Below are 13,509 nucleotides of genomic sequence, written 5' to 3'. Positions count from 1 at the left end.
CATACGCCCTTTTTTGTATATACTTCAAAAATCTTTGATAAGTCCCTCAACCAGCTTCGCAAAAACTTCTTTTTTCTGATCGGCGGCCTCCTTCACTTCTGCATGGTCTAATTTAGCACCGGTAACTCCGGCCGCGGCATTGGTGATAAGCGAGATAGCAGCGGTTTTAACACCGAGTTTTGCAGCCTCGATAAGTTCGGGTGCGGTGCTCATTCCAACGGCATCACCGCCCATTCTTCGGAATGCACGAATTTCGGCCTTGCTTTCATAATGTGGGCCTTTCACATACAGATAGGTTCCCAGGTGTGTCTCTATGCTTAAATTACGGGCTATTTGTTTGACTTCCCGGGCGTACTCTTCAAAACTGGAATCCCAGGTATGTTGAGCCGGCTCGGAAATCATCACATATTGCTTAATGATACTGTCAATGATCATCAAATCTCCCACCCGGTAACGGAAATTAATGCCACCGGCGGCATTGGAAATGATTAGCTTCTCCACGTTAAAAGCTCTGGCAAGCTGAACGGGAAGCACAGTTTTTGCAAAATCATGTCCCTCATAATGATGGAATCGCCCCGAGAAAGCGAGTATGGGTTTCCCGGCAATTTCACCGTAAATAAGTGACCCTGAGTGGCCTTCTACCGTAGATTGAGGAAAAGAAGGAATATCAGCATACGGAATGGAATCTGAGTTTTCAATTTTATCACCGAAGCTTCCCAAGCCGGATCCTAAGATAACCGCTGCTTCCATTTGTTCAGGAAAACCGTGATCGGTTAAAAAATCTTTTATGTCGGTGATGTAATCAGGCAGGGACATATGAATCTACGTTTTCAGTGCTATATCCGGTTTTTTCTTCATACCCCGTGAGTTTAAATAAAGGGTTAAGGTCTTCATGATAAGATAAAATTGTATAACCTTCTTCAAAGGCCATTTTTGCAAGTTCTTCCCGGCGCTGTTGGCTTACTTTGGGCTCAAAGTCATACTTAGCGGCATACTTTCGGTTGATGGCTCCTTTGGTGCCAATTACATCTCCGGCTTGCAGGTATTTTTGCTTACCGTCGTCAAATAACAGAACCTGGTGAAATTCAGTATGCCCTCCGATTTTACGAACTTTTATGTCAGGATAAGGTTGTTCCTCTTCTCCGAGAAAATGCAGGTCGGCTTTAGCATCTAAAAAAGAGATGAACTCGGTTTTTTCGGCATCATAATATTCATCTTGAGCCATAACTTTTTCCCATCCCTTTTTGGAAACCCAGATTTTAGCTTCCGGGAAAGTGAGTTCCCAATATCCATTTTCTCGATGGGCAAGTCCGCCAATGTGGTCGTAATGAAGATGGCTAAGAAATATATCAGTGATATCAAATTCGGTGAGGCCGTGGGCATCCAGGTTTTCCCGAATGACATCAGGTCCTGTATCTTCCCCAAATTCTCCAATCCCGCAATCAAATAGATAATTGCGTTCAGGGGTATGAATAAGGACCGGATTCAAGGATAATTTCAAAGCTCCTTTTGCAGGAGGATCTTCCCGGTTTATGCGAACAAATTTTTTATCCAGTCCAACGGAAAAGGTTCCTTCATAAAGTACTGAGGCGTAGGTGTTCATGTTTGATTAATAGAAAGAGTTTAAAAAATGAGACGTAATTGAAATGATTTTTGAAGCGAATAAGGTTTTAAGCCATCAGCTATCAGACTTCAGCTTTCAGTTTTTTTATTCCTCGTAAAAAACTGAAAGCTGAGCGCTGAATGCTGACGGCTACTTTTTCCCTTTCTCTTCAAATTTCTCGTAGGCATTAATAATATCCCGTACCAGCTTATGTCGTACAACGTCTTCCTCTCCCAGATAAACAAAATCGATACCGTCAATATCCTGCAGGATTTTCTGAATGGAAATCAATCCGGATTGTTGCCGGTGGGGCAGGTCGGTTTGAGTAATATCTCCGGTTATGATAGCCCTGCTGTTGAACCCAATTCGGGTCAGGAACATCTTCATTTGGGTATTAGTGGCGTTCTGAGCTTCATCCAGGATTACAAAAGCATTATTCAGCGTTCGCCCGCGCATATAAGCTAAAGGGGCGATTTCAATAATATTTTTAGCAAGATGCAGTTCCAGCCGATCCCGGTCAATCATATCCTCAAGCGCGTCATAAAGCGGCCGGAGATAAGGGTCAATTTTCTCCTTTAAGTCGCCGGGCAGAAATCCAAGATTTTCACCGGCTTCGACTGCAGGCCGAGCCAGAATAATTTTTCGGACCTTACGATTTTTCAGAGCCTGAACAGCTAAGGCAACCGAGGTATACGTTTTCCCGGTACCGGCCGGACCTATGGCAAATACAATGTCATTTTCTGAAGAGGATTTAACGATACGTCGTTGTCCCGGTTTTTTAGCCGTTATGGCTTCCCCGTTATGGGTATGGATAATCGTATCCCCGGTTTCCTCTAAAGTGCGAATTTGGGGCTTGGCAGCCGTACTTTCTCCTGATGTCAAATTAACGAGGGTATTTATATCGCCTTCGGCCACTTTGCTTTTTCGATCCAGCAATTCCAGCATTCCCTTAATTACATTGGTAGCTGTCTCAACCTCGTTTTCAGGCCCGGCTATTTTTATACGATTTCCACGGGCGTTGAATTTGGTGTGAGGAAATGCTTTATCCAAAGTAATGATGTTATGATCATGGAGGCCGAAAAGAGCAACCGGATCAGCTCCCTCTAATTCTATGACTTTTTCTATGAGTGTTTTTTCGTCTTCTATAGCTATATGATTTTTTAAGTGAATGGAAGAACTAAAGATAAGAATTTAGCAGCAGAAATGATGCGGAGTGTGAAAATGCAATTCAGGTTCAAAACTGTAATGCTGTATCATCCGGGCAGGATTTTAGCTCATCTTCGCAGTCAACTCTTCAACCCGTGCAGTAATGTCATCAGCACTAAACACGCTGCTCCCTGCAATTAAAACATCGGCCCCGGCATCGGCTACCTTCTGGATGTTTTTAAGGTTTACTCCGCCATCTACCTGAATGAGAAAACTAAGTTCTTTTTCCTCCCGAAGTTGTGCCAGTTGCTTTAATTTTTCGTAACTGCTCTCTATGAAACTTTGTCCGCCAAAGCCGGGATTTACGCTCATAATCAAAACCAAGTCAACTTCTTCCAGTATGGGTTCTATGTTATGCAATGAGGTAGCCGGATTCACTACTACACCACTCATCAGGCCATATTTTTTTATGTTTTGGATCGATCGATGCAAATGCGGACAAGTTTCATAATGAACAGAAATCAAGTCGGCACCGGCTTCCACAAATCCTTCCACATAATCGTCCGGGTTTTCAATCATCAAATGAACATCCAAAAAAGCTTCCGGGGCTGACTTCTTGGCGGCTTTTACCACACTTGGCCCAAAACTGATATTCGGGACAAAATGCCCGTCCATAATATCACAGTGAATCCAGGAAGCTCCCCCTTTCACTGCATCTTCAATGTTTGCTCCAAGTTTAGAAAAATCAGCGGCTAAAATTGATGGTGCGAGAATCGGAAGTTCAAAATTCATTTAGTTCTGGTTGTTGTTATTAGGTTGATTGTTGAGGGAGTCGGGGGGAGAAGTATTCAGGGAATCGGGATTGTTTTCGGTAGAATCAATAATCACGGCACCGCTTTCACTTTGTTCAATCGCTTCATACCGTTCTGAAATAACCAATGTAAGCGTTTCTCCTTCCCGCAGTTCTGCTCGTTTAGGGGAGAAGTCTAATACAGTATTGGGCACAATATCTTTGGTAGGGCGGAATTTAACTTCCCCCACATTTAATCCGGCTTCCCGTAATTTGAGCTGTGCCTGGGGCAAGCTGAGGTTTATAATTTCAGGTACTGTTACCATTTTATCTCCTAAGCCGTCGCTGATCACCAAATCTACTACGGTGCCTTTCGCAACAGTTGCACCGTCTGGAATAGATTGTCGCAATACTACATTCTTAAAACGGGAAGACTCATAACTGCGTGTGCCCACCTGCAATCCATAATTTTGAAGCTGGATTTCAGCATTCCGCAAGGAGAGGTCAACAACCTTGGGAACCTCAACTTGTGGTTTAACTTCTGTATTTACGGTGAGGTAAACTTTTCGATTAGGTTTTACAATGTTGGTAGGAACCGGGCTTTGGTCAATTACATAATCAGCGGGAAACGCAGAATTAGCCCTGCGCTCAGTTACCTCGTAACGGAGGCCATAGCTTTCTAACAGAGCTTCAGCTTCATCCAAAGTTATTTTGGTTACATCAGGTACCGTTACCCCTTCATTATAATTGGTGTAGAAAGGCATAATGACTTTGTCGACCAATAAAATGGACGAAGCTCCCAATAGAATGAGTATCCCCATTGCTATGTAGGTGTATTTACTTGTAATTATATTTTTGAGGTATGTAAAATATTTAAGCATATCCATAAAATACGAGAACTATCGACGGGTTAAAAGTGCCAGGTTACTGAAAACTGTTCCATCTTCAATAAATTGGTTTCTGTTTGAATCCGGCTTTTTTTTAACTGAACAGTGAATAAAGCGTCAAAGGCTGAAACCACATGGTTTACCAAAATCAGCTTCAGGATGTTCCCCGCTACACGGTAATTCTGATTGAATTCCTGTGCACGGTCACGCCCTTCGTGGAAAAGCTCAAATGGTTCATCTTGTCCATTCCAAAAATAGCGATACAACGATTCATCTTGAACCTGGGCCATTGTGATATCCTCATACCAATCGCGCCAACCCGGCTGAAATTGATAGTATTTACTTATGAGTTCATAATATTGTTGAGATCCATAATCAGGCAGTTCATGTGAGAAATTACTTCCGACACGATCCTTAAAATAAAAAGGAGTTAACCTTTCAACGTTTCTCAGGGTTGAAATGGAAACGAGATCCCAGTCCTGTTTCGTATTATTCCAATTGGGATTTTCTCCGGAAATTTCATTTTGAAGAGTTTGCCATCCGTTGTTCAGCTGGTGTTGCTGAGAATAATTTACCAACCATTTGGAATAGGCAACCACACTCCAGTTTTCCTGAGCGAATTGCTTGTAGGCTCGTTCCTGCCTTTGGGCTTGGGCATTTCTGTCAAGATGAAAAATTATGCCCAGTACTTCAGCTGTAAAGTAAATACCGGTACGTACCCATTTTCCATTAGCTGCCTGGCCCGCTCCGGGAACTATTGCAGATGCGGCAAAGGCTATGCCGGGGTTATTTCGGGGAGCTTCCAGGAAAGATAGTTTAGCTGATGAGGGATTCTGATATCGAAAATCTGAGAGTCGAACGTTCTTCTGAACTGTTTGGGGAGATTCTGCTTTTTTGAAAATGCCGTTACTGAACGTATTAATTGATTGCCCAAATGCAGCCAGGGGCAGAAAGAAGGACACCCATCCTATAGCAATGAATTTTTTCATAAAAGTTCAAAATCAAAAGTTAAGCCAAAGTGAAATAGAAGTTCACGCCCGTAAGTTACCTGATTACTTTGTGAATTTGTGATAAAATCATCGGGCAGGGTTAGGGTAAAATTTTTGAATCCATATGAAGTACTTACAAAAAATTTCAGGGGAAACATATAAAAGCCATTCATTGCCATACGAATTTCAGCTCCAACCCCTGATTTTAAATCATTACCGGTTTTGTAAGGACTTCTCCAGCCATTTCCGGCTTCAAAAAAGAAACGGGCAAAAATTTTATCAAAGGTATAAGGGCCGGCTTGCTTGTTGATGCCCCGGTAAATAGGTGCAAACCAGGAAAGACTGGTAAATCCGGTAGTATTGCCGCCCAAAGCAAAATAGGGATAACTTCGCATGCCTGAAAAACCACCCACATAATCCGCATAAAAAGAATCACCGGGTTCATTGAAATAATGGAAGCCTCTGATACGTGCCTGAAAAGCCTGATCGCCAATGGTTTTGAATCCATAGCGAAGGTGGAGTTCGGCAGAGTGATTATTTGAATTTTCAAAAACAGGTTTGAGGGCACCGTCATCAATTTGATATTCCTCCAGTAACTTCGATGGCTGGAATTGATATCTCATGTAGCCTTTTAAGCCAAGTGGGGCTATATCGGCATCAATGGAGTACCTGTAATAGTCAAAGGTATAAGAAGCCGATAATGTAGTTCCGCTAAAATATTGAGAAGAGGAGCCGCTTACCTGTTGCTGTAATTCCCGGGAGTAAAAATTATCAGTGGATACCCGGTATGGGCTATAAGAAATCCCAAGTTCCAAAAGGCTGCGGCGGCTAAGCTTGCTTCGGAAAAATAAACCGGCTTCCCAAATGTCGTAAGCAATATCGGTATGGAGGGTATCGGGCAGGCAGGAGGTGCAGGGAAATTCTTCAATAGAGAGGCCATCGGCTACGTTGCGTCTCATATTATAAATTTCGATGGCTACGGTGGGCGACCAGCTGCGTTCGATAAAGGGAAGTCCGCGGTGCTCTGCAATCAGGAAGGCATCCCGGTCAAGCCCAAGCAGGCGATCCGGCCGAAAAAATTCACCGATGCTGCCTGCAGGTTGGGAAGCCAATCCAACCATCAAGCCTCCAAAAAGGCTTAGCTTATCAATTACATCACGAGAGGAAAAATAAACGCCTGGTTTGGCATCCCGCAATAAGTTCTTCCCAAATTCTCCATACTTACCATTTCGAATCAAGGCCCCGTTATTTCCGTGCAGTTGAGAATAATTATCGAAGCGCAGTACCGGGTAAAAACCGAGGTCGGTATAGGTGTCTTCATATTTACGGAAACTTCGATCCTGATAATCATTGATACCGTTAATGGTAAAGTGATAATCTCCGGTATCTACTACAGAATGGACCTGTTCAGAGAAGGGATTGATGTCAGAGTCATCAAAGTCATTTAGTTTATGGATATACGCCAGATCAGCATTATCAGGAGTTAAAATATCATCCGAATACAACGGTTCATAAAAGCCCATTTCAGGATGTGAGAGCAGGTCAGGCTCCTCTGCAGCCATTATTTTATATCCGTCTTTCTGATATTCTGAATAATATAAACGGCCATTTTCCCCAATATATGGCATAAATGCTCCTCCGATGACCGCCGTAAGCTTCTGAGGCTGACCACCGTTCAGAGGCAGCCTGTATATATTAAAAATCCCGTCTGCATTGGAAGAGTAATACAAATAGTTGCCATCCGGTCCCACATAAGGATCCCGGTAATCGATATAGGAGTCATCCAGGAAAGGGATAATTGCCCCTGATTCTATTTCATAAACATAAATATTTCGGTTGTAGAGATTGGAAGACACATAAAATATTTTGGAATCATCGGAGCTCCAGCGGGGAGTGTATACTGATTCTCCGTCCATGTATGTTGTTAGCTGAGTTACAGAATCGGGATGATCAGGATAAATCAAAACAAGGTTCTGGGTACCTTGTGAATATTGAACCGCCGCTATTTTATCCCCTTTATGGTTCCATGCCGGAAATTGTATTCGGGCGCTTTGGGTGAGCCGCTCACTTTCTTGTGATTCTATATCATATGCAAAAATATCGCGAAACCTTTCGCCATATTTATTTTTCTTATTAATGGAATAAGCGATTTTGTTTCCGGCAGGGGAGAATGAAAAGGAAGTTTCCAGGTAGGTTACTTCCCGGTCCGGGGCATTCACGTGATTTGGAGAATGATAATTCGCAAGGTTATCAACGGTTGCGATCGCTATTTCATTTTCACCGGTTACGTCTTTTAGATAAAGTGAAAGCAAGCCGTAATCAAAGCCTTTGTTCGAAAGGTAGGCTAATTTGGTTTGGTCGGGTGAAAGTTGGGGATAAAAATTGAAAAAACCTCGTGGCTCAATCGTGTCTGCAGGAGTAGTATTTAGATTTTCAATGGCATTGGTATAAAATGATTTACGGTCGGTAACCCAATCCTCAAAAATTTCATAGCCTGAGGTACCGGTAGCGATTTCAATGGCTTCGGCCACCGAATAAACGCCTTTTTGTCCTAAAGCTTCAGTGACGTCCCGAAGGATTTCGTCTCCAAAATGGTTAGCCAGGTAAATGGTGAATGCAAACCCCTGGTTATATACCGTTTCCCGTTCTAAACTTGACTTGGAGGAAAAAGTAGCCATCTCATCCAAAGAAAAATAAGTGTCAGATAAAATACGCGTTCTCAAAATCATATCCCGGTGACTGTCCCAGGTCTCATAATAAAGTCCGGCGGTTTGATACTGGGCGGTTCCTTCTGCAAACCAGGCCGGTACATTCACCGTCGCAAACGGCATGGTAATGATGCCGTTGGGAAACCCATAGAGCACATCGGGGCGGCGGACATCTTCATAAGAAAGCCACTGTAAGTAAAAAGAGGGGATCTTTCGTGACCGCTTCATTCCTTTTTGTATTTGCACGATGTGTACAAATTCGTGGGTGACCACATTTCGCAGCCAGTTATGAGTGCCCCGTAAAGGAGAATCAAGGGCGGGCAGCCAGATGTCAATTTTATTATCAAAAAAATAGGCAGCGCCGTTTGAATAGTCTTCCCGGTCTTTTAAGACGATACTTACTTTTTCATCGGGCTGATGCTGATACAAATCGGTTATGGGCGGATAAATTTCTTCTGCAATACGGGACACAACTTGCGCCGACCGGCTATTTCCCTGCTGGAAATGAACGAGGAAATGCTCGCTTTCAATGGTAAACCAATCCAGGTGATTTCCGGGATAATCATAAAGTTGGATATCGGTTTGAGCCGCAGAAATAACAGGCAGCATTGCAGCCAGTATAAATAACACTGAAAGCCGATTCATCCTTGTCATTAGTGTACCACGCCAATTTTAATGAGTTTGGTCTCTGATTTCCCCTCAACGGTTGCTTTTACCCGGGCTACATAGCCTCCGCTTCCCCATTGCCGGGTATTTACCCGTACTTCTTGTGGAAAACCGCCTGAAGTAGATACAGTTTCCTCAAATATAATACGTCCGCTCATAGTAATTACGGTAATTTCAACGGTTCCTCCCGGTGGTGCCAATTGAAAACGAATATTGGTTTCATCATTGGCAGGATTGGGCCAATTATAGGTTTCCGCTCCATTAAGCACCCCAAAACCGGATGATTGATCATCGGAATTATCGGGTACCCGTGCTGAAACCTTATTTAAATCATTATTCCCATATCGGCTGCTCCATTTGGTATCGGAGACCTGCGTTAAATTCCATGATTTCAGGAAGCCTTTATGGCTGAGAGCATATAAAGTGCCATTATAGATGATAGGGTGGATAGGTTGCGTATCAGCAGAAACCGATTTCCCCACGTATAGGGGAAATCCATTTACAAGTGTACCATCCTCTCTGTACGCATAGATGTTCAGGGAGTAATTATCTTGCCCCATAACAAGTGTGGCATATTCCTCGCCCGGGACAATGAGGTCTGTATAAAGCGGAGTTCCAATAAACTGTATCCCCTCGGGTGCCCGGATGGGAGTATAGTTTTGTATTCCGCCAATTTTGTTCATACCGATCAACTGATTATTGATTTTATCGATACGTAAAATTGAAGCATCATCCAGGATGGCCGGCCATCCTGCTGAATCTTCTTCAAAAAGAGTAATTGAGGAATTGTCAAGTGAGGGATCAATAAGTGAAAAGCGGGCGTCTTCAAACACATAAAACAAAACCCGGTTTCCTAATTGAATGGACCCGGTGTACAGTCTGTTTTGAGCAGATTCCGGGTAAAAAATGAAATTGGGAATCGAAGAAAAAACCACCCCTGAATTTGATGCTTCGGAAAAATCTCCTACTATAATTTCTGATCTCTGAAGAGGGGACGGCCCTGTCGATGTGATACTCCCGTCGTTTGCATTCAGACCGGCTGCCGTAAAATCAGCATGAATGATTTGCCCGTTTTGTGAACTCAAGAACCCGCGATTTGCCGGAAGGGTAGCTGTCCAGACGGTATCAAAAGAACTTATATTCCAACTCAATGCAGCCACATTAATATCGGAGGCAGAATTATCTGGTTTTGTTGCCAAAACGAGGTCTTCTCTGTTGATTAAAGGTTGCTGTATAGAAGTTCCTGTAAGTCGGTATTGCATGTTTACAGGATCAGAAAGGGATACAGATGTTACAAATTCTTGAGCCGGGACAATCAGGAAGGTGTCATTTTGTGCTTCAAAGACAGAAAGTGAAAGGGGAAAATAGTTATAATATGAATCGTCAGGGGTAAAGTAGTTTTTGGTGGAGTCTAATTGAATTGAAAAGCCGGAAGTGTATAACTCACTATTAGGTTCGATGGCGCGGATTTTAAAAGTAGCGATGGGTTGGTTATCGGAAAAATCGTACAGCTCAAAAAATGACGGAGCACCTGAATTACTGTTATTATTCGGATAGGTATCGGTGCCAAACCTGTTTTCATAAAGGCTCACTTCGCGTCCCGTTTCCAAAATTACACGGTAGTCATTTCCGCTCCACCAAAAATCATAAGCCGTGCCGAATGTTGCGCTGTTATCCAGGCTTCCGGGGGTTGCCTGACCAATATCCTGAGCTCCATCTGCTTCTTCAAGGTCGATACCCCGGCGTTTGGGATCTGCATTAACACGGTCGCTGTCGAGTTGCGTGTTGATTACGGCTTCATCAATATGCCAGATAAGAATTCCCCCGTTTAAATTTCTATCGGCGGCATTATCAAAACCTCCTGGAAGGCTGAAATCAAGGTTTGAGGCATCTACAAAAGTTCCTGCTTCAAGCAATTTTTCAAAATTGGCTTCCTGAAAAACGAAGGCCTCATCCTCATTTGTAAATGTTTGTTGTACTTCAATGCCGTCAGGTTTCCGAATGGTGACAGTGATACCGGTTCCATCGGGATCCCGGTGGCGATTTTCAATCAAAAAATATTCCGAATCGGATAGTTTATATTTCGCAATACTGTTTGGCTGATTCAAAGAACTTGCCGGGAGGGAAATATCCCCGGTCATGATTTTGTCAATAATAATAGGAGTTTCCCAGCCCAGGTAAATCTTTTCCCAGGCTGAGGGTTCCGGTGGGAGCAGCCCGTTGTAAGCAAAAAATCCCGCTCCATCCATCAGGCCAAAACGGCCAATTCCGGGATCTCCGGTTTCGGTGTTAAACAAATCAGGCAGTCCCAGATGACTGCCTATTGAAGCAATCAAAAGGCCATTGATGGAAAGTGGAAAGACAAATTCGTTATCCTGTATATCAAGTCCGCGGCGGCTTTCGGTTCGCGGAAGAATCAAGGAATTGGTTATCTGAAAAGTGCCATCATTTACCGGGAAGCCATCGAATCCCGGTTCATTTAAAAGATCACCCAGGTCTTCTTTTCGAAGATAAAGGGAAGGGATATCATAAGGAGTGATATCGAGGTTGGTCCCGGTGAGTTCAATATCACGCCCGACACCGGCATGAAAAATAATAAAAGCGGTGGTTTCGGGGTCAAGCCCGGAAGCATTAAAATCAGCTCCGTCTTCAACTAGTTGCCAGGCATCTTTGGCAAGCTCAGCTATTTTCTCATTCGTAAATGTTTCTCCGATGGGAGAGTATTCTTCCATTTTTTTAGGGAGGCGATAGATACCGGGCAGTACCTGATAATCAATGGTCAGTTGTCCGTCAGAGGATTTTTCATAATAGTTTTTGGCAAACTCCAGGTGTGCCTCAAAGTAGTTCCTGTCATGGGGAAGAGGGTCAATACGGGTATCAGTGCCCGAAATATAGGGCAGCCCATCCATTCCGTCCGGTCCGAAAATGCCGGTTCCCGAAGTCAGGCGATTGTCATCGGGTTGAAACTCAACCATTATGGCAACCACATTTAAAACCCCTGTGGCGTTTAGATTTTCTGTGAGCAATGGTTGCTGCTCAGAAAGAGCATGGGAGCGTTGAGCAGATATATTTTGCGCTGTAAGATTTTGAAAACCAAATAGAAAGAGCATGCTGATACCTAACATGCTCTTAAAGAAGTCCTTCAAACCGTACATGTATTAAAAGTCAATCAGCAAGCTGAATCGCAGGGTGTTTGCAAGTGGATGGTCTGATTCAAGGGTTTTTATGTAACTGAAGTCAACCCCGAGAAAGTCATAGCGAATGCCGGCTCCGAAAGTAATGTATTCCCGGTCTCCGTTTTGCGGATCTTCAAAATAGTAGCCGCTTCTGAGTGCAAATTGATCGGCATACCAATATTCAACTCCTGCACCAATCATAAATTGTTGCATAAGCCCAACTTCAATGGTGCTTTGACCGTCAAATCGTTTAAAACTGCTCCAGGAAGTAAACAAGGCTTCAATCGGTCCGGAAGCAACACGAGAGGTATCTACATTTCCTTCATTATCTGTTGTATAAACAGGTTTGGTGCGTGCCATTATTTTGGAAATGTCATTGGCGATGGTAATTTTGTTGATGCCTGCATCATCGAGGTCAAGATCAAAAGCCCAGCCAAATCGAAGAACGGTAGGCAGCGGATCTTTTTGTGCATTGTCAGTGTATTGGATTCCGGGCCCAATATTAGACAAGTTGGTTCCAAAGCTAAATCGGGCATCTCTTCCTCCAACAGCAAAAGGGTCGGTACGGTATAAGACGGAGAGGTCGACTGCGACACTGCTGCCCGGACTTACTTTTTGTTCGCTTATGGAGGTGCCGCTTGCCAGGCTCGAGTAAATAATTCGCAAGCTTGTTCCCCCGGCAAAGTTTTCGCTGAATTTATGTCCGTAAGAGGCGCCGAAAGCAAGTTCATAACTGTTGAAACGAGAAATAGGCTCAGGTCCTGTTTCACGGGTTACCACCTGTTCTCCCATATTAAGGTAAGTCAGGTGAGCTCCAATAGTGCCAATACCCTCAATATAGTACTTACCTACTACCTGATCATAGAAGAGATCACTTACATTAAAATTAGCCAGCCAGTTTGAATGGGTGATACCGGCTTGATTTGTTTCATCCTGGAAAGCTAAGCCTGCCGGGTTCCAGAATAAAGCGGAAGCATTGTCAGCAATGGCTACGCCGGTGTTGCCCATACCTGCTCCACGGGAATCCGGTTCAATTTGAAGAAAGGGAACGGCTGTAATAGCAACTTGTGCATTTGAGATAGCAGGCCACAGGAATAACGTCGCTGCTGCAATTATGGATAGTGTCCTTTTCATAGAGCTAAATTTTAGTATAGATATAATATAAGTGATTCAAGTCTAATTTACGACAGTAGCATACAATTATGAGCTTTTTATTATCACTTTCACTTACCGGGGTTTAACACCTTGAACAATGAAAACTAATAAATAAAGCAAACCACTCTTATATGCAGCCGTTTAGCATATAAAACCAATTGAAAGTATTTAATGCACTATGCGTATGAAACGCTTAAAATTTTGTAGCAGTATAACTATAAAGTGCCGTTCTATTAGTTAAAATTGACCTGTTAGGGATAAGGGTATTATACCCGTTCTGTATCATTAATAAATAACAAAAAATAGTAGCGTTCTATTATATGACAGGTATTTTTGGTTTCAGGTCAGTACTATAATATGTTGGTGAGCTAAAAATGTCAATAGAAAAA

Annotated in this window: 9 protein-coding genes; all 9 read right to left on the bottom strand. The window is 43.2% G+C overall.

Annotated features, from left to right (window positions below; all coding sequences use genetic code 11):
- Positions 1-24 precede the first annotated feature (24 nt).
- Positions 25-816 (bottom strand): purine-nucleoside phosphorylase, encoded by a 792-nt coding sequence (locus HUJ22_RS13845; RefSeq protein ID WP_290878289.1) that lies wholly within the window; start codon positions 814-816, stop codon positions 25-27.
- Complete coding sequence (locus HUJ22_RS13840; RefSeq protein ID WP_290878288.1) at positions 803-1,603, bottom strand: MBL fold metallo-hydrolase; 801 nt, start codon at positions 1,601-1,603, stop codon at positions 803-805. Before HUJ22_RS13840 ends, HUJ22_RS13845 begins: the two co-directional genes overlap by 14 nt.
- Positions 1,604-1,753: 150 nt before the next feature.
- Positions 1,754-2,653, bottom strand: coding sequence for a PhoH family protein (locus HUJ22_RS13835; protein ID WP_290878287.1), 900 nt, complete (start codon positions 2,651-2,653; stop codon positions 1,754-1,756).
- Between the two features lie 219 nt (positions 2,654-2,872).
- A complete protein-coding gene (gene rpe, locus HUJ22_RS13830; RefSeq protein WP_290878286.1) occupies positions 2,873-3,541 on the bottom strand; it encodes a ribulose-phosphate 3-epimerase in 669 nt (222 codons plus the stop codon).
- Positions 3,542-4,420, bottom strand: a complete 879-nt coding sequence (locus tag HUJ22_RS13825; protein WP_290878285.1) for a PASTA domain-containing protein — start codon at positions 4,418-4,420, stop codon at positions 3,542-3,544.
- 29 nt (positions 4,421-4,449) lie between these two features.
- Positions 4,450-5,415: a DUF5683 domain-containing protein gene (locus HUJ22_RS13820; protein ID WP_290878284.1), complete on the bottom strand. Its 966-nt coding sequence runs from the start codon at positions 5,413-5,415 to the stop codon at positions 4,450-4,452.
- Positions 5,412-8,768 (bottom strand): hypothetical protein, encoded by a 3,357-nt coding sequence (locus HUJ22_RS13815; protein ID WP_290878283.1) that lies wholly within the window; start codon positions 8,766-8,768, stop codon positions 5,412-5,414. Before HUJ22_RS13815 ends, HUJ22_RS13820 begins: the two co-directional genes overlap by 4 nt.
- 8 nt (positions 8,769-8,776) lie before the next feature.
- Positions 8,777-11,914, bottom strand: coding sequence for a T9SS type A sorting domain-containing protein (locus HUJ22_RS13810; RefSeq protein WP_290878282.1), 3,138 nt, complete (start codon positions 11,912-11,914; stop codon positions 8,777-8,779).
- A gap of 33 nt (positions 11,915-11,947) precedes the next feature.
- Positions 11,948-13,099, bottom strand: coding sequence for a type IX secretion system outer membrane channel protein PorV (porV, locus tag HUJ22_RS13805; RefSeq protein WP_290878281.1), 1,152 nt, complete (start codon positions 13,097-13,099; stop codon positions 11,948-11,950).
- Positions 13,100-13,509: the final 410 nt, after the last annotated feature.

It is taken from the genome of Gracilimonas sp., assembly GCF_014762685.1.
Taxonomy (GTDB): domain Bacteria; phylum Bacteroidota; class Rhodothermia; order Balneolales; family Balneolaceae; genus Gracilimonas.
The sequence above is the reverse complement of the archived record's forward strand: the minus strand, read 5'-3'. Positions and strand labels throughout refer to the sequence as shown.